The 23,245-nt window shown below is 74.4% G+C and carries 1 protein-coding gene; it reads left to right on the forward strand.

Annotated elements, in window-relative coordinates; all coding sequences use genetic code 11:
- Positions 1-13: 13 nt before the first annotated feature.
- Positions 14-23,167 carry a type I polyketide synthase gene (locus tag OHA84_RS36145; RefSeq protein WP_266967302.1) on the forward strand — a complete coding sequence of 7,718 codons (23,154 nt, stop codon included), beginning with the start codon at positions 14-16 and terminating at the stop codon, positions 23,165-23,167.
- The last annotated feature ends 78 nt before the right edge of the window (positions 23,168-23,245 follow it).

Below are 23,245 nucleotides of genomic sequence, written 5' to 3' on the forward strand. Positions count from 1 at the left end.
GATGGAGCACATAATGCGTGAGTCTGTTTCGATGCCGGACGGATCCGGGATCAGCGCACACGACGACGACGTGATCGTGGTGATCGGATCGGGGCACCGCCCGCCGGGCGGGACCGACGCGCCCCAGGCGTTCGACACGGAATTCCTCGCGGACTCCACCGGTATCCCGGCGGACCACACCCTGATCCGGGCCCTGCCGTACGGGCCCGCCGCCGGGGAGGTGTGGTGGCAGGCCCTGGAGGACGCCGGCGTCGTCCTGGCGGCGTCACCGGGCCTGCGCGCCGGGGCCTTCCTCGCCGTACCCGACGGCGGGGAACTCCCGCAGGACGGCGAGGCGGCGGACGCCGTCGCCGCCGTCCTGCGGACCGCCCCCGGCGCCGCCCCGCTGCTCCGGCGCCTCCCCTCCGGCGCACACGCGCTGCGGGAGGCCCACGCCGCCCTCCGCCGGGGCGAGTGCGCCGTGGCCCTGGCGGCGGGCCCGGACGTCCTGCTCCCCGGTACCGACGCTCAGGGGGCTGGACCCCTCGGGTCCGGGACCTCCGGGCCCGACGCCGCCGTGCAGGGCGCCGACACCCCCTCCGGCGGCTACGGCGCGGTCTTGCTCAAGCCCCTCGCGCGGGCCCTCGCCGACGGCGACCGGGTGCGGGCCGTGCTCCACACCGACGGACGGCTCACAGCCCCCGGTCCCGGCCCCACGGCCGACGGCGCCGAGAACGGCCCGGTCAGCCCCGAGGGCCGCCCGGCCGGTCCCGAGGGCGCCGCCGTCGAACGTCCCCTGCCCTGGATCCTGTCCGCCGCCGGCCCCGAGGCGCTGCGCGCCCAGGCGCAGCGGCTGCACGACCACCTCACCGCACATCCCGACCTCGACCCCGCCGCCGTGGGACGGGCGCTGGCCACCACCCGGCACCGCTTCCCGCACCGGGCCGTCGTCCTCGGCGAGAACACCGGCGCCCTCCTCGACGCGCTGGCCACCGTCGCCCAGGGGGGCTTCGCGGCCGAGGCCGTCCGCGGCCACGCCGGCCCCGCCGCCGGTGGTCCCCTCGCCTTCGTCTTCCCCGGCATCGGCTCGCAGTGGCCCGGCATGGCCGTCGAACTCCTCGACTCCTCCCCGCAGTTCCGCACCGCCACCCTGGACTGCCAGGAAGCCCTGGCCCCGTACACCGGCTGGCTGCTCACCGATGTGCTGCGCGGCGCGCCCGGCGCCCCGGCCCTCGACACCCCCGACGTCAGCATGCCCGCCACCTTCGCCGTCCAGGTCGCGCTCGCCCGGACCTGGCTGGCCCACGGCGTCCGCCCCGCCGCGTACGCGGGCCACAGCGTCGGGGACATCACGGCTGCCCACCTGTCCGGCGCGCTGACCCTCCAGGACGCCGCCCGGACCGCCGCCGCCTGGGGCGGCGCACTGGCCGAACTCGCCGCACGCGGCGGCGACATGCTCGCGGTGACCCTGCCCGGCCACCGGCTGGCCGACCGCCTGCGGCCCTGGGCGGGCAGGCTCGACATCGCCGCGTACAACGGCCCCGAGTCCGTCGTCGTCTCCGGCGACACCGACGCCGTACGCGAACTGCGCACCGTACTGGAGGCGGAGGGCGTCCGCTGCCGCCGCGTCCTCCTCGGAGCCGCCGCCCACTCCTCGCACGTGGACGGCGTCCGCGACCGGATGCTCGCCGAACTCGCCGGCCTCGCCCCGCACGCCACCCGCACCCCGCTCTACTCCTCCGCCACCGGCGGCATCGTCGACGGCCGCACCCTGGACGCCGCCTTCTGGTTCGAGGCCCTGCGCCGCCCGGTGCGCTTCGAACAGACCACCCACGCCCTGCTCGCCGATGGCCACCAGGTCCTCATCGAGGTCAACCCCCACGCGTCCCTCACCGCGGCGATACAGGAGACCGCCTCCGCCGCCGGCCGGCACGCCGTCACCGTCAGCACCCTGCGCCGGGACCAGGGCGGCCCGCGCCGGTTCCGTACCGCACTCGCCGAGGCCTACGTCCAGGGCGTGCCCATCGACTGGGCCCAGGCGTTCCCGGACGCCCAGGCCCCCCGGGTGACCCTGCCGACGTACCCCTTCCGGCGCGCCGCCGGGGCCGCCGACGGCCGCGCCCCGCACGACCGGCTCGCCGCTCTGCCCGAGGCCGAACGCGAGCGGACCGTCACGGAACTCGTCCGCTCCGTCACCGCCGCCCTGCTCAACCTCCCCGACCCGGCCTCGGTCGGCGCCGGACAGGCCTTCCGCGACCTCGGCCTGGACTCCGTCACCGCCGTCGAACTGCGCAACCGGCTGAGCGAGGCCACCGGCCTCCCCCTCCCGCACACCGTCGTCTTCGACCACCCCACCCCCCGCTCCCTGACCGGCCGCATCATCGCCGAAGCCCTCGGCACCCAGGACGAGGCCACCGACGACACCAGCACCGCCGCCTGGGAGGAACCCGTCGCCATCGTCGCCATGAGCTGCCGCCTCCCCGGCGGCATCGACACCCCCGAAGCCCTCTGGCAGCTGCTCAGCGACGGCGGAGACGCCGTGTCCGCCCTGCCCGCCGACCGCGGCTGGGACGTCGAAGGCCTCTACGACCCCGAGCCCGGCCGCCCCGGCCGCTACTACCAGCGCGAAGCGGCACTGCTCCACGAAGCCGCCGACTTCGACCCGGAGTTCTTCGGGATCTCCCCGCGCGAGGCCCTCGCCATGGACCCGCAGCAGCGGCTCCTCCTGGAGACCGGCTGGGAGGTCCTGGAACGCGCGGGCATCGACCCCGCCACCCTGCGCGGCACCCGCACCGGCACCTTCGTCGGCGCCATGACCCAGGACTACGGGCCCCGACTGTACGAGGCGCCCGAGGACGTCAGCGGCTACCTGCTGACCGGCAACACCGCGAGCGTCGCCTCCGGCCGCCTCGCCTACACCTTCGGCTTCGAAGGCCCCGCCGTCACCGTCGACACCGCCTGCTCGTCCTCGCTGGTCGCCCTGCACCTGGCCGCCCAGTCCCTGCGCACCGGCGAGTGCTCGCTGGCCCTGGCGGGTGGCGTCACCGTCCTGCCGTCGGCCGGCTCGTTCATCGAGTTCAGCAAGCAGCGCGCACTGGCCCCCGACGGGCGCTCCAAGGCCTTCTCCGCCGACGCCGACGGGTTCGGCCTCGCCGAGGGCGCCGGAATGGTCCTCCTGGAACGCCTCTCCGACGCCCGCCGCAACGGCCACCGGGTCCTGGCCGTCGTACGCGGCTCCGCGATCAACCAGGACGGCGCCTCGAACGGCCTCACCGCGCCCAGCGGCCCCGCGCAGCAGCGCGTGATCCGCCAGGCCCTGGCCAACGCGGGCCTGACCGCCGCCGACGTCGACGCGGTGGAGGCGCACGGCACCGGAACGAAGCTCGGCGACCCCATCGAAGCGCAGGCGCTCCTGGCCACGTACGGGCAGGACCGGCCGGCCGACCGGCCGCTGTGGCTGGGCTCCCTCAAGTCGAACATCGGCCACACCCAGGCCGCCGCGGGCATCGCGGGCGTCCTCAAGACGGTGCTCGCCCTCCAGCACGGCACCCTCCCCAAGACCCTGCACGCCGGTACGCCCTCCCCGCACATCGACTGGACCTCCGGCCGCGTACGCCTCCTCGGCGAGGCGGTCGACTGGCCCGCGACGGACCACCGCCCGCGCCGCTCCGGGGTGTCCTCCTTCGGGATCAGCGGCACCAACTCGCACGCCATCATCGAAGAGGCCCCGACCACCCCCGAAACCCCGGAAGCGCACGAAACACCCGCCGCGGGCCCCGTGCCGTGGCTGCTGTCGGCCCGCACCGCCGAAGCGCTCACCGCCCAGGCGGCCGCCCTCCTCGCCCACACCCGGACCCACCCCGGCACCCACCCCGCCGACACCGGCCACTCGCTGGCCACCACCCGCGCGGCGTTCGAGCACCGCGCCGTGGTCGTCGGCGCCACCGAGGCGGAACTGACCGAAGGCCTGCGGGCACTGGCTGACGGCGGCTCCTCGCCCCGTACCGTCCAGGGCGCCGCCGCCGAGAACCGCCGCGTCGTCTTCGTCTTCCCCGGCCAGGGCTCCCAGTGGGCCGGCATGGCCGTCGACCTCCTCGACAGCTCCGCCGTCTTCCGCGAGCGGATCCGCGCCTGCGGCGAGGCCCTCGCCCCGTACGTGGACTGGCACCTGGAAGACGTACTGCGCGGGGCACCCGGCGCACCCGCCCTCGACAGCGCCGACGACGTCGTCCAGCCCGCACTGTGGGCCGTCATGGTCTCGCTCGCCGAACTGTGGCGCTCCTTCGGCGTCCACCCCGCGGCCGTCGTCGGCCACTCCCAGGGCGAGATCGCCGCCGCCGCCGTGTCCGGCGCCCTCGGCCTCGACGACGCGGCCCGCGTCGTCGCCCTCCGCAGCCGGCTGCTGTCCCGGCTCGCCGGACTCGGCGGCATGGTGTCCGTACCCGAGCCCCTCGACGACGTCACCCGGCGCCTGGAGCGGTGGGGCGACCGGCTCGGCATCGCCGCCGTCAACGGACCCCGCTCCACCGTCGTCTCCGGCGACGCGGACGCCCTCGACGAACTGCTCACCACCTGCACCGCCGACGGGGTCCGCGCCAAGCGGGTCCCCGTCGACTACGCCTCCCACTCCGCCCACGTCGAGATCATCGAGGGCGAACTCGCCGAAGCGCTCGCCGGCATCACCCCGAAGCCCCCGCGGGTGCCCTTCTACTCCACCGTCACCGGCGAACCCGTCGCCACCGCCGACCTCGACGCCGCCTACTGGTACACCAACCTCCGCACCACCGTGCGGTTCGAGCCCGCCGTCCTCCGGCTCATGGAGGACGGCCACCAGGTCTTCGTCGAGTGCAGCCCGCACCCCGTCCTCGCCATCGGCCTCCAGGAGACCGCCGAGACCGCCGGCGCCACCGCCGACGTCATCGCCTCCCTGCGCCGCGGCGACGGCGGACCGGCCCGCTTCCTCACCTCGCTCGCCGACGCCCACGTCCGCGGCGTCCCCACCGACTGGTCCGCCGCCTTCGCGGGGCTGCGCCCCCGGACCGTCGCCCTGCCCACCTACCCCTTCCAGCGCCGCCGGTTCTGGCTCGACGCCGCCCCGGCCACGCCCGCCACCGGCACCGCCGCCGCCCCCAGCGAGGAAGAGACCCGCTTCTGGACGGCCGTCGAGAACGCCGACGTCCAGGCCCTGACCAGCTCTCTGGACCTGGCCCCCGACGCGTCCCTCGACCACATGCTCACCCGGCTCGCCCACTGGCGGCGCCGAACCACCGAGACCACGCTCGTCGACAACTGGCGCTACCGCGTCACCTGGACGCCCACGGCCACCCGGGCCCAGCGCGGCAGCCACTCCCCGCTGACCGGCACCTGGCTGCTCGTCACCGCCGCCGCCCACCACGACTGCGCCGACACGACCGCCGTCCACGACGCCCTCACCGCACGCGGCGCCCGCGTCGAACGCGTCACCCTCGACCCGGCCACCGACAGCGACCGCGAGACCGTCGCCCGGCTCCTCACCGAGCGCCTCAGCCAGGCCGAAACGGACACCGACCAGGTCGGCGGAGTCCTCTCGCTGCTCGCCACGACCGCCGGGGACGCCGACACCCTCCCCGGACACCGCGTCCTGCCCGCCCTCGCCGCCACGCTCGCCCTCGTCCAGGCCCTCGGCGACACCGGCATCGGCGCCCCCCTCTGGTGCGCCACCTCCGGCGCCGCCTCCACCGGCCCCGCCGACCCGCCGCGCGACCCCGCACAGGCCCAACTGTGGGGCCTCGGCCGGGTCGTCGGCGCGGAATCCCCCCAGCGCTGGGGCGGCCTCGTCGACCTCCCCGAAACCCTGGACGCACGCGCCCTCGACCACCTCACCGCACTCCTCGCCGACTCCCACGGGGAGGACGAGATCGCCGTACGCGCCGGCGGAATCCTCGCCCGCCGCCTCGTACGCGCCGACACCCCCACGACGGCCCCCACCCCCGAGTACGCCCTGCCACGCCCGCACGGCACCGTCCTGATCACCGGAGGCACCGGCACCCTCGGCGCGCACGTCGCCCGCTGGCTCGCCCGCTCCGGAGCCGCCCACCTCGTCCTCACCAGCCGCAGCGGCCCCGCCGCCCCCGGCGCCACGGAACTCCGCGACGAACTCACCGCCCTCGGCACCCGCACCACCATCGCCACCTGCGACGTCACCGACCGCGACGACCTCGCCCGGCTCCTGGACTCACTGCCCGCGCAGCACCCCCTCACCGGCGTCATCCACGCCGCGGGCGTCCTCGACGACGGCGTCATCGACTCCATGACCACCGAACGCCTCTCACACGTCCTGCGCCCCAAGGTCGACGCCGCACTCCACCTGCACCACCTCACCGCCGCCCACGACCTGGACTTCTTCGTCCTCTTCTCCTCCATCGCCGGAGTCGTCGGCAACGGCGGCCAGGGCGGCTACGCCGCGGGCAACGCCTTCCTCGACGCCCTCGCCCACCAGCGCCGCGCCCAGGGACTCCCCGCCACCGCCATCGCCTGGGGCTCCTGGGGCAGCGGCCGCATGATGGGAGACCTCGCCGAACAGCACCTCACCCGGCGCGGCATCCTCCCCATGCCCGCCGACCTCGGCATCGCCGCCCTGCGCCGGGCCATGGCACACCACGACACGGCCGTCACCCTCGCCGACATCGACTGGGACCGCTTCGTCCCCGCCTTCGCGATCAGCGGCGACTACCCCCTGCTGCGCCGCCTCCCCGAAGCCCAGCGCATCCTCGACACCGCCGGCACCCCCGCCACCGCCACCACGGGCGGCCCCGCCCTGGCCCAGCGGCTGGCCGGCCTGTCCGACACCGAACAGCTCCGGGCCGTCGTCGAACTCGTCCGCACCCAGGCCGCCACCGTCCTCGGACACTCCGGCCTCGACGCCATCGCACCCGGACGGGCCTTCCGCGACACCGGATTCGACTCCCTCACCGCGATCGAACTGCGCAACCGGCTGGCCGGCGCCACCGGGATGCGCCTGCCCACCACCGTCGTCTTCGACTACCCCAACCCGACGGAACTCGCCGGGTACCTCCACACCCAGATCTCCGGAACCCCGCAGGTCGGCCCCGCCGCCGCACCCCTCACCCCGCCCGCCGACGACGAGCCGATCGCCATCGTCGCCATGAGCTGCCGCTTCCCGGGCGGCGTCACCTCCCCCGAAGAGCTGTGGAAGATCCTCTCCGAGGGCAAGGACGTCCTCTCCGGCTTCCCCGACAACCGCGGCTGGTCCCTCGACTCCCTCTACCACCCCGACCCGGAACACCCCGGCACCACGTACGCCCGCGAGGGCGGCTTCCTCCACGACGCGGGCGAGTTCGACGCCGGATTCTTCGGGATCTCCCCGCGCGAGGCCCTCGCCATGGACCCCCAGCAGCGCCTGCTGCTCGAAGTCACCTGGGAAGCCTTCGAACGCGCGGGCATCGACCCCGCCACCCTCAAAGGCACCCGCTCCGGAGTCTTCATCGGCTCCAACGGACAGGACTACGCCTCCGGCCTGCGCAAGGCCCCCGAAGGCGTCGAGGGCTACCTCCTCACCGGCCGCGCCGCCAGCGTCGTGTCCGGCCGCCTCGCCTACACCTTCGGCCTCGAAGGCCCCGCCCTGACCGTTGACACCGCCTGCTCGTCCTCCCTCGTCGCGCTCCACCTCGCCGTCCAGTCACTGCGCCTCGGCGAATGCGAACTGGCCCTCGCGGGCGGTGTCACCGTCATGTCCGGTCCCGGGATCTTCGTCGAGTTCAGCCGCCAGCGCGGGCTCGCCGCCGACGGCCGCTGCAAGGCCTTCGCCGCCGCAGCCGACGGCACCGGCTGGGGCGAAGGCACCGGCATGCTCCTCCTGGAACGCCTCTCCGACGCCCGCCGCAACGGCCACCAGGTCCTGGCCGTCGTACGCGGCTCCGCGATCAACCAGGACGGTGCCTCGAACGGCCTCACCGCCCCCAACGGCCCCGCACAGCAGCGCGTCATCCGCCAGGCCCTCGCCAACGCGGGCCTGACCGCCACCGACATCGACGTCGTCGAGGCACACGGCACCGGAACGAAGCTCGGCGACCCCATCGAAGCGCAGGCGCTCCTGGCCACGTACGGGCAGGACCGCGACGGGGACCGACCGCTGTGGCTGGGCTCCCTCAAGTCCAACATCGGGCACACCCAGGCCGCCGCCGGTGTCGCCGGTGTCATGAAGCTCGTCCTGGCCCTCCAGCACGGAGAACTCCCCAGGACCCTGCACGTGGACGCGCCGACCCCGCACGTCGACTGGACCACCGGGTCGGTCGAGCTCCTGGCCGAGGCCGTGGCCTGGCCCGACGACCCCGCACACACCCGCCGGGGCGGCATCTCGGCCTTCGGCGTGAGCGGCACCAACGCCCACGTCATCGTCGAACAGGCCCCCGAGGAAGAGCCGGGGCCGGATCCGCAGCCCGACACCGCGGCCGCCCCGGCCGCACCGATGACGGCCGTCCCCTGGCTGCTCTCCGCGAAGAACACCACCGCACTGCGCGCACAGGCCGACCGGCTGCGCTCGTACCTCGCCGACCACCAGGACGCCACCCCGGCCGACATCGGCCTCTCGCTCGCCACGGGTCGTGCGGCCCTCCAGCAGCGCGCCGCCCTCGTGGGCACCGACCGCGACGAACTGCTCGGTGCACTGACGGCCCTCACCGACGGCCGTCCCGCCGGCGCCTCGCCCCACCTCTTCACCGGCACGACCGACGCCGGTGGCGGCAACGACGGGGCGCGGACGGCGTTCCTGTTCTCGGGGCAGGGGAGTCAGCGGCTGGGGATGGGGCGTGAACTGTACGCCGCCTTCCCGGTGTTCGCGGACGCGTTCGACGAGGTGTGTGCCCATGGGGACACGCACCTGGAGCGTCCGCTGCGGGACGTGGTGTTCGGTGAGGACGCGGAGCTGCTGAACCGGACGGAGTACACGCAGCCGGCGTTGTTCGCGGTCGAGGTGGCGCTGTACCGGCTCGTGGAGTCCTGGGGTGTGCGGCCGGACTTCCTGGCCGGGCATTCGGTGGGCGAGTTAACCGCCGCGCATGTGGCGGGGGTGTTCTCGCTGGAGGACGCGGCGCGGCTGGTGGCTGCGCGTGGCCGGCTGATGCAGGCACTCCCGGTGGGGGGTGTGATGCTCGCGGTCGAGGCCTCGGAGGGCGAGGTACGTGAACTGCTGGCCGGTTATGAGGACCGTGCGGGCATCGCGGCCGTCAACGGACCGTCATCTGTGGTGATTTCGGGCGCGGAGGACGCCGTGGCCGCGGTCGTCGACCGTCTGTCGGCCGACGGCCGGAAGACGAAGGCGCTGTCCGTCTCGCACGCCTTCCACTCGCCGCTCATGGATCCGATGCTGGCCGAGTTCCGGGCCGTCGTGGAGGGTGTTTCCTTCGGCACCCCGAGCGTGCCCGTCGTCTCGACCCTCACGGGCCGCCTGGTGGCGGGGGAGGAGTTCGGTTCTGTCGAGTACTGGGTGCGCCACGTCCGCGAGGGCGTGCGTTTCGCGGACGCCGTCACCGCCCTCGCCGACGAGGGGGTCCGTACCTTCCTGGAGATCGGCCCGGGCGGAGTCCTGACGGCGCTGGCCCAGGACGTGCTGGACGACGCGGTCACCGTTCCCGTGCTGCGCGCCGACCGCGCCGAGGAGGTGGCGGTCACCGCCGCCTTCGCCCAGCTCCACGTCCACGGCACGGCCGTCGACTGGACGGCCGTCTTCGCCGGACGCGGCGCCCGGCGCGTCGACCTGCCCACGTACGCCTTCCAGCGCGAGCACTACTGGCTCCACGTCCCGGCGACCGCCGATGTCACCGCGATGGGCGTCGCCGACACCGAACACCCCATGCTCGGCGCCACCGTGGTGCTCCCCGACGGAGCCATCGTGCTGACGGGCCGGCTCTCGCTCGCCACGCACCCCTGGATCGCGGACCATGCCGTGTCCGGAGTCGTCCTCGTCCCCGGTACGGCCTTCGTGGAGCTGGCGCTGCGGGCCGGGCAGGAAGCCGGCTGCGCGCAGATCGAGGAACTGACCCTGGAGGCGCCGCTCATCCTGCCCGAACACGGCGGCGTCCAGCTCCGCCTCACGGTCGGGGCACCGGACGCGTCCGGACGCTGTGCACTGGAGCTGTACTCCCGGCCGGAGGACGCCTCCGGCGCACAGGACTGGACGCGGCACGCGGGCGGCACCCTCTCCGCCGAACCGCCCAAGCCCTCCTCCTCGGCCGAACTCGCCGTGTGGCCGCCGCAGGGCGCGGTACGCGTCGCCACGGACGGCCTGTACGACCTGCTCGACGACCTCGGCTTCGGCTACGGCCCCGTCTTCCGGGGCCTGCGCGAGGCCTGGCGCCACGGCGACTCCCTGTACGCCTCCGCCGCCCTCCCCGAGGAGTCCGCCCCGGAAGCGACCGCCTACGGCCTCCACCCGGCCCTCCTCGACGCCGGGCTCCACGCCTCCTGGCTCGGCCTGCTGTCCGGGTCCGGGACCGGCCAGGGGCTGCTGCCGTTCTCCTGGAGCGACGTCCACCTGGAGGCCGCCGGCGCGCCCGCGATCCGGATCAAGCTGACCCCGGCCGGGACGGACGCCGTATCGGTCCTCGTCGCCGACGGAACGGGCCGCCCGCTCGCGACGATCGGCGCCCTCACCCTGCGCCCCGTCTCCGCCGACCAGCTCCGACGGGCCGCGAAGCCCCGCAACGACTCCCTCTACCGCCTCGACTGGACCCCGGCCACCGCCCCGGCCGACGGACCCGTGCCCGAGTACGACGTGGTGACGCCGGGCCACCCGGCCGCCGAAACCGGTGCACGGCCCGACGGGACGGCCGCCGAGGTACGGGCCACGAGCCACCGGACGCTCCGGCTGATCCAGCAGCGCCTTGCCGAGGACCGGCCCGACGCGCCGCCGCTCGTCCTGGTCACCCACCACGCCGTCGCGACCCACCCCGGAGAACGGGAAGCCCTCGACCCGGCCCAGGCCGCCGCCTGGGGCCTCGTCCGCTCGGCGCAGTCGGAGAACCCGGGTCGCTTCGTCCTCCTCGACCTGGATCCCGGCCTGGATCCGGACAGCGACCTCGGCCGCGAGCGCGTCCGCGCGGCCCTGAGCACCGGCGAACCGCAACTCGCCGTACGCGGCGGCACGGTACTGCTGCCCCGCCTGACACGGACCGCGCGCGCCGGGGAGGAGGGACCGGGCCAGACGTTCGCCGACGGGGGGACCGTCCTCGTCACCGGGGCGACCGGCACACTGGGCCGCCTCGTCGCCCGGCACCTCGTCGCCCGGCACGGCGTCCGGCACCTCGTACTGACCGGACGCCGGGGCCCGGCCGCCGACGGCGCGGCCGAGTTCGAAGCCGAACTGACCGCACTCGGCGCCCACGTCGTCACCGCCGCCTGCGACGTCGCCGACCGTGAGGCACTCGCCGCGCTGCTCGCCGCGATCCCGGCGGCGCACCCGCTGACCGGTGTGGTGCACGCGGCGGGCGTGACCGACGACGGGATCGTCCCCGCCCTCACCCCCGAGCGCGTCGACCACGTGCTCCGCCCCAAGGTCGACGCCGCACTCCATCTCCACGAACTCACCCGGGACATGGACCTGTCCGCGTTCGTGCTCTTCTCCTCCGTCTCCGCCACCCTCGGCGGCGCCGGCCAGGCCAACTACGCCGCCGCGAACTCCTTCCTCGACGCCCTGGCCCAGCAGCGCCGCGCGGCCGGACTGCCCGCCGTGTCCATGGCCTGGGGGCTGTGGGCCGAGGGCAGCGGGATGACCGGCAAGCTCGACCCGGCCGACCTCGCACGCATCCGCCGCATGGGCCTCGTCGCCATGGACTCGGCCACGGGCCTCGCCCTGTTCGACGCCGCCTGCGCGGCCGACGACGACGTCCTCTTCCCGGTTCCGCTGGACCACGCGGGGCTGCGCGTCCAGGCCGCCGAAGACAAGGTGCCCGCACTGCTGCGCAGCCTTGTCAAGGCCCCGGTCCGCAAGGTCCGGGCCGCGGGCGACGACCCGGCCGGGGGAGCCGCCGACCGCGCCACCGCTCTGGCCCGGAGCCTGCGCGGACTCCCCGCGACGGAACAGGACCGCGTCCTCACCGACCTGGTGCGCCTCCAGATCGCCACGGTGCTCGGCCACGCCTCACCGGACCAGGTCGAACCGGAGCGCCAGTTCAGGGACCTCGGCTTCGACTCCCTCACCGCCGTCGAACTGCGGAACCTCCTCAACGCCGTCACCGGCACCCGACTGCCCGCGACCCTCGTCTTCGACCACCCCACCCCGCTGGCCCTCACCCGCTTCCTGCGCGCCGAGATCCTCGGGAACGGGTCCGGCGCCCCGGACCACGCCCCGACACCGGTCGCCTTCGACGACGATCCGATCGTGATCGTGGGGATGAGTTGCCGTTATCCGGGTGGGGTGCGTTCGCCGGAGGATCTGTGGCGGTTGGTCGCGGAGGGTGGTGATGCGGTGGGTGGTTTCCCGGCGGATCGTGGCTGGGCGTTGGACGCGCTGTACCACCCGGATCCGGATCATGCGGGGACGAGTTATGCGCGGGACGGTGGGTTCCTGTACGAGGCGGCGGAGTTCGATGCCGGGTTCTTCGGGATCTCGCCGCGTGAGGCGCTCGCGATGGATCCGCAGCAGCGGTTGCTGCTGGAGACCTCGTGGGAGGTGTTCGAGCGGGCCGGGATCGACCCCGCCACACTGCGGGGTTCGCGTACCGGCGTCTTCGCCGGAGTCATGTACCACGACTACGGCTCCCGCCTGTCCGTCGTACCCGATGGCTTCGAGGGATACCTGGTCAACGGGAGCGCGGGCAGCATCGCTTCCGGCCGGGTGGCCTACACCTTCGGCCTGGAAGGGCCGGCGGTGACGGTGGACACGGCGTGCTCCTCCTCGCTGGTCGCCCTGCACCTCGCCGCGCAGTCCCTGCGCCAGGGCGAGTGCTCGATGGCCCTGGTGGGCGGAGTCACCGTCATGGCGACCCCCAACGTCTTCGTGGAGTTCAGCCGCCAGCGCGGGCTGGCCGCCGACGGCCGCTGCAAGGCGTTCTCCGCGAACGCCGACGGCACCGGCTGGGCCGAGGGCGCGGGCATGCTGCTCGTCGAGCGGCTGTCCGACGCCCGCCGCAACGGCCACCAGGTGCTGGCCGTCGTACGGGGCTCCGCGATCAACCAGGACGGTGCCTCGAACGGGCTCACCGCCCCGAACGGGCCGGCGCAGCAGCGCGTCATCCGCCAGGCACTCGCGCAGGCCGGGCTGTCGACCGGCGACGTCGACGCGGTGGAGGCACACGGCACCGGCACCACCCTGGGCGACCCGATCGAAGCGCAGGCGCTCCTGGCCACGTACGGGCAGGACCGGCCGGCCGACCGGCCCCTGTGGCTCGGCTCGCTCAAGTCCAACATCGGTCATACCCAGGCTGCGGCTGGTGTGGCGGGTGTGATCAAGATGGTGATGGCGATGCGTCATGGCGTGTTGCCGAGGACGTTGCACGTGGACGAGCCGTCGCCGCATGTGGACTGGTCTGCGGGTGCGGTGCGGTTGCTCACGGAGCCGGTGGAGTGGGCGGAGTACGGTCGTCCGCGCCGGGCGGGCGTGTCCTCGTTCGGTGTTAGTGGCACCAACGCCCACGTCGTCATAGAACAGCCGACGGAGTCGGAGCCGGGCAAGGAGCAGGAGACCGGGCCGACGCGGGACACGATGGGCACGGCGGTCGCCTGGCCGCTGTCCGCCAAGGACCCTGCCGCCCTGCGCGAGCAGGCCGTACGCCTGCTCGCGCACCTGACGGAACACCCTGAGGTCCGCCCCGGCGACGTCGGCCTGTCCCTGGCGACCTCCCGGGCAGCACTGAACCTCCGGACCGCGGTCGTCGGTACCGGCCGAGACGAACTGCTGAGCGGCCTCGACGCCCTCGCCTCGGGCCGTCCCGCGCCCGGCGCGCTCCTGCGCGGTGCGACGTCGACCGGCACACCCGCAGGGGGGCACCGGACGGCGTTCCTGTTCTCGGGGCAGGGGAGCCAGCGGCTGGGGATGGGGCGTGAACTGTACGCGGCCTTCCCGGTGTTCGAGGAGGCCTTCGACGCGGTGTGCTCCGCGCTCGATCCCTACCTCGAACAGCCGGTCAAGGGTGTGGTGTTCGGTGAGGACCGTGCACCGCTGGATCGGACGGCTCATGCGCAGCCGGCGTTGTTCGCGGTCGAGGTGGCGTTGTTCCGGCTGGCGGAGTCGTGGGGTGTGCGGCCGGACTTCCTGGCGGGGCATTCGGTGGGTGAGTTCGCGGCCGCGCATGTGGCGGGGGTGTTCTCGCTGGAGGATGCGGCGGCTCTGGTGGCTGCTCGCGGTCGTCTGATGCAGGCGCTTCCGGTCGGGGGTGTCATGGTGGCGGTGCAGGCCTCGGAGGGCGAGGTACGTGAACTGCTGGCCGGGTTCGAGGACCGTGCGGGCATCGCGGCCGTCAACGGCCCTTCATCCGTGGTGGTTTCGGGCGGGGAGGACGCCGTGGCGGCGGTGGTCGAGCGGCTTTCGGCCGACGGCCGGAAGACGAAGGCGCTGTCCGTCTCGCATGCTTTCCACTCGCCGCTCATGGATCCGATGCTGGCCGAGTTCCAGGCCGTCGTGGAGGGTGTTTCCTTCGGCACCCCGAGCGTGCCCGTCGTCTCGACCCTCACGGGCCGCCTGGTGGCGGGGGAGGAGTTCGGTTCTGTCGAGTACTGGGTGCGCCACGTCCGCGAGGGCGTGCGTTTCGCGGACGCCGTCACCGCCCTCGCCGACGAGGGGGTCCGTACCTTCCTGGAGATCGGGCCGGGCGGTGTGCTGACCGCCATGGCGCAGGAATCCCTGGACGACCAGGCGGTCACGGTCCCCCTCCTGCGCGCCGACCGCGCCGAGGAGGTGGCCGTCACCACCGCCCTCGCCCAGCTCCACGTCCACGGCATACCCGTCGACTGGACGGCCCTCTACGCCGGGCACGGAGCCCGGCGCGTCGACCTGCCCACGTACGCCTTCCAGTACGAGCACTACTGGCTCGACGCACCGGCCGCCCCCGGCGATGTCGCCGCGGCCGGTCTGGCCACTGCCGGACACGCCCTGTTCGGGGCGGCGGCCCTGCTGCCGGACGGTGCCGGGTCGCTGCTCACCGGGCGGCTGTCGCTGGACACGCACCCCTGGCTGGCGGACCACACCGTCTCCGGAGTGACCCTGCTGCCGGGAACCGCCTTCCTGGAGATGGCCGTCCGGGCCGGCGACGAGCTCGGCTGCGGTCGCGTCGACGAACTCACCCTCGCCGCGCCCCTGGTGCTCCCCGAGCACGGCGCGGTCCAGGTACGGGTGGTGGTCGGCGCGGCCGAGGACGACGCGGAACGGCGCACGGTGCGGATCTACTCGCGTGCCGACGCCCCGGACGAGGCCGCAACGGCGCTCGCCTGGACCCGCCACGCCACCGGGTTCCTCGTACCGGACACTGAGGACACCGCCGTCTCGGCGGGGACGGCCGAGGCCTGGCCGCCGGCCGGTGCCACCGCCGTCGACATCCAGGACTGCTACGGGCAGCTGGCCGAGGCCGGGTTCGGCTACGGGCCCGTGTTCCAGGGGCTGCGTGCGGTGTGGCGGCGCGGGGCCGACGAGCTCTTCGCCGAGGTCGGGCTGCCCGAGGACACCTCGGTCGCCGGTTTCGCCGTGCACCCCGCGCTCCTCGACTCGGCGCTGCACGCCATGGTCGTGGGCGAGTTCCTCGCGGCGGGCCACGACGGCCGGCTGCCGTTCGCCTGGGGCGGCGTGAGCGTGCACGGCACCGGCGCCGAGACGCTGCGGGTCCGCCTGACCCGTGCCGCCTCCGGACCGGACTCGGTGGCGCTGGAGATCGCCGACGGGCTGGGCCGGCCCGTGGCATCGGTGGACTCGCTGACGCTGCGGGCCGTCACTCCCGGGCAACTCGCCGGAGCGAGCAGCGCCTCGATGCTCCGGGACGCGCTGTTCCGCGTGGACTGGGAGCGGTACGAGCCCGCCCCGGGCGCGGAGCCCGTGGGGGTGGTGCTGTGCGACAGCCTGCCGGACACCGCCCCCGGTGCGGAAGCCGTGGCCGTCGCGGTACAGGGCCTGCCCGACAGTGGCGAGGCCGCTTCGGCCGCGCGGCAGGTGCTGGCCGTGCTCCAGGAATGGCTGCGGGAGGACCGGTTCGCCGCATCGCGGCTGGTCGTCGTGACGCGAGGGGCTGTGGCCGCCCCGACGACCGCCGCCGGCGTGGATGCGGCGCAGGCCGCGGTCTGGGGCCTGGTGCGTTCGGCGCAGTCGGAGAACCCCGGCCGGTTCGTCCTGGTGGACATCGACACCGATGCCCTCGACACCGGCCGGCTGGCGGACGCGGTCGCCTCGGGTGAACCGCAGCTGGCGGTCCGGGACGGCGCGCTGCTCGTCCCGCGTCTGACACGGGCCGAGGCCGAGGCCGACGCCGGCGATTCGGGCCCTCGCCCCGCCTTCTCAGCCGAGGGGACGGTCCTGGTGACCGGTGCCTCCGGTGTGCTGGGGCAGCTCGTCGCACGTCACCTGGTCACCGCGCACGGAGTCCGGCATCTGCTGCTGGCGAGTCGCCGGGGCCCGGACGCCGCGGGCGCGCCGGAGTTCGCCGAGGAACTGCGCACGCTGGGCGCCGACGTACGGACCGTCCGCTGCGACGTCGCGGACCGTACGGCACTGGCCGCGCTCCTGGCCTCGGTACCGGCCGACCAGCCGCTGACCGGTGTGGTGCACGCGGCGGGCGTGACCGACGACGGGATCGTCCCCGCGCTCACCCCCGAGCGCCTCGACCGCGTCTTCCGCCCCAAGGTCGACGCCGCACTCCATCTCCACGAGCTCACCCGGGACGTGGACCTGTCCGCGTTCGTCCTCTTCTCCTCCGCCGCCGGCACCCTCGGCAGCGCGGGACAGGCCAACTACGCGGCCGCGAACGCCTTCCTCGACGCCCTCGCCGAAACCCGGCGGGCCGCCGGGCTGCCCGCGGTGTCGCTCGCCTGGGGCCTCTGGGCAAAGACCAGCGCGCTCACCGCCGACCTGGCCGCCGCGGACCGGCACAGGATCACCCGGTCCGGATTGGTCGCACTGGAGGCACATGAGGGCCTGGCGCTCTTCGACGCCGCCTGCCGCTCCGCCCTCGCCACGGTCGTCCCGGTCCGGCTGGACACCGGAGCGCTCCAGGCGCAGGCCCGCGCCGGCGCACTGCCCCCGCTGCTCCGGAGGCTCGTACGGGGCTCCGTACGGCGTGAGCTCCAGGGCACGCACCAGAACGCGACGGGGTCCTCGCTCGCCGAGCGGCTCACGGCTCTCCCGGCCGCCGAACGGCACACCGTGGTCCTCGACCTGGTCCAGACCCAGGTGGCCGCGGTGCTCGGCCACGAGTCCGTCCGGTCGGTCGCGGTGGACCGGCAGTTCAGGGACCTCGGCTTCGACTCGCTCACCGCCGTCGAACTCCGCAACTCCCTCAACACGGCCACCGGCCTGCGACTGCCCGCGACCCTCGTCTTCGACCACCCCACCCCCGAGGCGCTCACCCGGTCCCTGCTGACCGAACTCGTGGGTACGGAGCCCGGCGCCCCGGACCACTCTCCGGCGCCGCTCGCTTCCGACGACGATCCGATCGTGATCGTGGGGATGAGTTGCCGTTATCCGGGTGGGGTGCGTTCGCCGGAGGATCTGTGGCGGTTGGTCGCGGAGGGTGGTGATGCGGTGGGTGGTTTCCCGGCGGATCGTGGCTGGGCGTTGGACGCGCTGTACCACCCGGATCCGGATCATGCGGGGACGAGTTATGCGCGGGACGGTGGGTTCCTGTACGAGGCGGCGGAGTTCGATGCCGGGTTCTTCGGGATCTCGCCGCGTGAGGCGCTCGCGATGGATCCGCAGCAGCGGTTGCTGCTGGAGACCTCGTGGGAGGTGTTCGAGCGGGCCGGGATCGACCCCGCCACACTGCGGGGTTCGCGTACCGGCGTCTTCGCCGGAGTCATGTACCACGACTACGGCTCCCAGCTCGGCGGAGCCGTACCCGAAGGCCTCGAAGGGCACCTCGGCATGGGCACGTCCGGCAGCGTGGCCTCGGGACGGCTCTCCTACACCTTCGGCCTGGAAGGGCCGGCGGTGACGGTGGACACGGCGTGCTCCTCGTCCCTGGTCGCCCTGCACCTGGCGGCCCAGGCTCTGCGCCAGGGCGAGTGCTCGATGGCGCTGGTCGGCGGCGTGACGGTCATGGCGACCCCGAACACGTTCGTGGAGTTCAGCCGCCAGCGCGGGCTCGCCGCCGACGGCCGCTGCAAGGCCTTCTCAGCCGCCGCCGACGGCACCGGCTGGAGCGAGGGCGTGGGCATGCTGCTGGTGGAACGCCTCTCCGACGCCCGCCGCAACGGCCACCAGGTGCTCGCGCTGGTACGTGGCAGCGCGGTGAACCAGGACGGTGCCTCGAACGGGCTCACCGCCCCGAACGGGCCGGCGCAGCAGCGCGTCATCCGCCAGGCCCTCGCGCAGGCCGGGCTGTCGACCGGCGACGTCGACGCGGTGGAGGCACACGGCACCGGCACCACCCTGGGCGACCCGATCGAAGCACAGGCGCTCCTGGCCACGTACGGCCAGGAGCGGCCGGACGACCAGCCCCTGTGGCTCGGCTCCCTCAAGTCCAACATCGGCCACACCCAGGCCGCGGCCGGTGTCGCGGGCGTGATCAAGATGGTCGAGGCCATGCGGCACGGCGTCCTGCCCAGGACCCTGCACGCCGACGAGCCGTCGCCGCACATCGACTGGTCCTCCGGTGCGGTACGGCTGCTCACCGAACCGGTGGAATGGGCGGAGCACGGGCGCCCCCGCCGCTCGGCCGTGTCCTCCTTCGGCGTCAGCGGCACCAACGCCCACGTCGTACTGGAACACGTGCCGAGCCCGGAGCCCGCTCCGGCCGTCGACAGCGCACCCGTGCCCGGCGCCGTACCGTGGCTGCTCTCCGCCAAGGACGAGCCGTCCCTGCGCGCACAGGCACAGCGCCTCGCGTCCCACCTCGACGCGCACCCGGACCTGGGCATCGCGGAGGTCGGGCGGTCGCTCGCCACGTCACGTGCGGCGATGCAGCTGCGCGCGGCGGTCGTCGGCACCCGGCGCGAAGACCTGCTGGAAGGCCTGACGGCCCTCGCCGCCGGACGCCCGGCCGCCGGCGTCGTACGCGGTGAACCGGAGCCCGGCACCTCCGCCGCCGGACACCGCACCGCGTTCCTGTTCTCGGGGCAGGGGAGCCAGCGTCTCGGGATGGGACGTGAGCTGTACGGGGCCTTCCCGGTGTTCGCCGAGGCCTTCGACGCGGTGTGCTCCGCCCTGGACGCGCACCTCGAACTGCCGCTGTGGTACGTGGTGTTCGGGGAGGACCCGGAACTCCTGAACCAGACCACTCACACGCAGCCGGCGTTGTTCGCGGTCGAGGTGGCGCTGTACCGGCTCGTGGAGTCGTGGGGTGTGCGGCCGGACTTCCTGGCCGGGCATTCGGTGGGGGAGTTCGCGGCCGCGCATGTGGCGGGGGTGTTCTCGCTGGAGGACGCGGCGCGGCTGGTGGCTGCGCGTGGCCGGCTGATGCAGGCACTCCCGGTGGGGGGTGTGATGGTCGCGGTCGAGGCCTCGGAGGGCGAGGTACGTGAACTGCTGGCCGGTTATGAGGACCGTGCGGGCATCGCGGCCGTCAACGGACCGTCATCTGTGGTGGTTTCGGGCGGGGAGGACGCCGTGGCGGCGGTGGTCGAGCGGCTTTCGGCCGACGGCCGGAAGACGAAGGCGCTGTCCGTCTCGCACGCCTTCCACTCGCCGCTCATGGATCCGATGCTGGCCGAGTTCCGGGCCGTCGTGGAGGGTGTTTCCTTCGGCACCCCGAGCGTGCCCGTCGTCTCGACCCTCACGGGCCGCCTGGTGGCGGGGGAGGAGTTCGGCTCCGTCGACTACTGGGTCCGCCACGTCCGCGAAGCGGTCCGCTTCGCCGACGCCGTCACCGCCCTCGCCGACGAGGGGGTCCGTACCTTCCTGGAGATCGGCCCCGGCGGTGTGCTGACCGCCATGGCGCAGGAATCCCTGGACGACCAGGCGGTCACGGTCCCCCTCCTGCGCGCCGACCGCGCCGAGGAGGTGGCCGTCACCACCGCCCTCGCCCAACTCCACGTCCACGGCACACCCGTCGACTGGACCGCCCTCTACGCCGGACACGGTGCCCGGCGCGTCGACCTGCCCACCTACGCCTTCCAGCGCCGCCGTTACTGGCTGGCACCGGCCTCCCCCGCCGGTGACGTGGCGTCCGCCGGGCTCGTCGCGGCCGAACACTCCCTGCTGGGCGCCGCCGTCACCCTCGCGGACGGGGAGGGGGCCCTGCTCACCGGCCGGCTGTCGCTGGCCACGCACCCGTGGCTCGCCGACCACACGGTCATGGACACGGTCCTGCTGCCCGGCACCGCCCTGGTGGACCTGGCGCTGCGCGCCGCCGACGAGGTGGGCTGCGACCGTCTGGACGAGCTGACCCTCGGCGCCCCGCTCGTCCTGCGCGAGCAGGGGGCCGTACGGCTCCAGGCCGTCGTCGGCGGGCCGGACGCGACCGGGCACCGCACGGTCGACGTCTACTCCCGGACCGAGAGCGCCGATGCCGTCGAGCCGTGGACCCGCCACGCGACCGGCGTCGTGTCGGTGGACGCGCGGCCCCAGGGGCAGGACGAGCCGCCGCGCGACCTCCTCGACTGGCCCGCCGCCCGGGCCGACCGCCTGGAGACCGGCGGGGCGTACGAGCGGCTGGCCGGCCTCGGCTTCGGCTACGGGCCCGTCTTCCAGGGCCTGCACGGCCTGTGGCGGCGCGGCGACGAGGTGTTCGCCGAGGTACGGCTGCCCGCCGGCACGCGGGTCGAGGGCTTCGGAATCCACCCGGCGCTGCTCGACTCGGCGCTCCACGCGATCGGTCTCGGCGGCCTGCTGCCCGACGCCGGACAGGGACGGATCCCCTTCGCCTGGAGCGGCGTCACGGTACACAGCACCGGCGCGACGGCCCTGCGCGTCAGGATCACCCCGGCCGGCGCCGACGCGGTGGCCCTGTGGGCGACCGACGAGGCGGGCCGGCCCGTGGCCTCGGTCGACTCCCTGGTCCTGCGCCCCGTCTCGACGGAGCAACTCGACCGGGCGAGCCGGGAGCACGGCTGGCACGACTCCCTCTACCGCGTCGACTGGACCCCCCTTCCCCGCACCTCGGAGGCCCCCGTGAGCGAACCGGGAGAGCAGTGGACCCTCATCGGCGGCGACGACGGTCTGCGCGCCGCCCTGGAGGACTCCGGCACGAACGTCTCCTACCCCCCCCGCCCCGACGGCCCCACGGCACTGCCGGGCGTCGTCCTCGCGGCCGTCGACGTCCACCCGGACGGCGACCACCCCGTGGCGCACGTCCACACGACCGCGCACCGGACGCTGGAACTGCTCCAGCGGTGGCTCGCCGACGAACGGCACACTGAGACCCGGCTGGTCGTCCTGACCAGCAACGCGGTCGTCGCCAAGGACCGGGACCAGGAGGACCGCGACAAGGAGGTCGACCCGGCACAGGCCGCGATCTGGGGCCTGGTGCGTTCGGCGCAGTCGGAGAACCCCGGCCGCTTCGTCCTGGTCGACCTGGACCGCGACGCCGCCTCCGTACGGGCGCTGCCCGCACTGCTGGCCTCCGGCGAGGAACAGTTCGCCGTACGCGGCGGGTCCGTCCTCGTACCCCGGCTCGCCCGCGCCGAGAACCCGGCCGCCCTCGGTGACGTGAGCCCCGCGTTCACGGCCGCCGGAACCGTCCTCGTCACCGGCGCGTCCGGCCTGCTGGGCCGCCACGTCGCCCGGCACCTGGTCACCGGGCACGGCGTACGGAACCTGCTGCTCGTCAGCCGGAGCGGCGGCAGGGCCGCGGGCATGGCCGAACTTGAGGCGGAACTCGCCGCGCAGGGCGCCCGCGTCACCGTGGCCGCCTGCGACGTCGCCGACCGCGACGCCCTGGCCCGGCTGCTGGCGGACATCCCCGCCGAACAGCCCCTGAGCGCAGTGGTGCACGTCGCGGGAGTCACGGACGACGGCATCGTCACCGGCCTCACCGCCGAGCGGATCGACCGGGTGTTCCGGCCCAAGGTCGACGCCGCCCTGCACCTGGACGAACTCACCCGCGGCATGGAACTGTCCGCGTTCGTCCTCTTCTCCTCCGCCGCCGGAGTCTTCGGCGCGGCGGGCCAGGGCAACTACGCCGCCGCCAACTCCTTCCTGGACGCCCTCGCCCAGCAGCGCCGCGCGGCGGGCCTGCCCGCCGTATCGCTGGCCTGGGGCCTGTGGGCCGAGAGCAGCGGGATCACCGGCGCGCTGAGCGACGCGGACCGGGGCCGCATGGCCCGGAGCGGGGTGCTGCCCCTGCCCACCAACGAGGCCCTCGGACTCTTCGACGCGGCGACGGCCCACTCCCAGAGCGCGGTGGTTCCCGTACGGCTGAACCGTACGGAGCTGCGCAGTCAGGCCGCGGCCGGCGCCCTGCCCGCCCTGCTCACCTCGCTCGTCCGGGTTCCGGCCCGGCGGACGGCCCCCAGCACGGCGGCGGCCGACGGACCGGACATGGGCACGGGGGCCGGGCCCGCCGGGGCCGCGGAACTGGGGCTTCCGGCACGCCTGGCGCCCCTCACCGACACCGAACAGCGCAAGCTGCTGCTCGACCTGGTGTGCGAGCACGTCGCCGCGGTGCTCGACCTGGACTCGCCCCGCGCGGTCCGGCCCGGCCAGGCCCTGCGCGACCTCGGCTTCGACTCACTGACCGCCGTCGAGTTCCGCAACAGGCTCGGCCAGGACACCGGGCTGCGGCTGCCCCCCACGCTCGTCTTCGACTACCCGACCCCGGCCGAACTCGTCGACTACCTCAAGGCCGAAGCGGCCCCGTCCGGCGCGGGCGTCACCGGGATGCTCGCCGAACTCGATCGGATCGGGGCGGCGTTGGGGATGACGGCGGACACCGATGCGGAAGGCCGAGACGCCATCACCTCGCGGCTGCGTGAACTCCTGGACCAGTGGGCCACGTCCGCAGGCCCGGAGGCGGCCGACGCCGACGCCGAAGGTGCGGCGGCCGTGGCGGAGGAACTCCACGCAGCCACGGACGACGAGATGTTCGACTTCATCGGCAAGGAGTTCGGCATCTCCTGAACCACGGAGTCGGCGGCGACCCGCCGCGCGCCCAGCCCATCTGCCGGCCTCCGGCTCCCACAGCTTGACGTAGAAGGT

The organism is Streptomyces sp. NBC_00513 (assembly GCF_041431415.1).
Classification (GTDB): domain Bacteria; phylum Actinomycetota; class Actinomycetes; order Streptomycetales; family Streptomycetaceae; genus Streptomyces.

Coding starts and splice junctions, on each gene's coding strand:
- OHA84_RS36145 (WP_266967302.1), top strand. CDS start 14: ATGCGTGAGTCTGTTTCGATGCCGGACGGATCCGGGATCAGCGCACAC.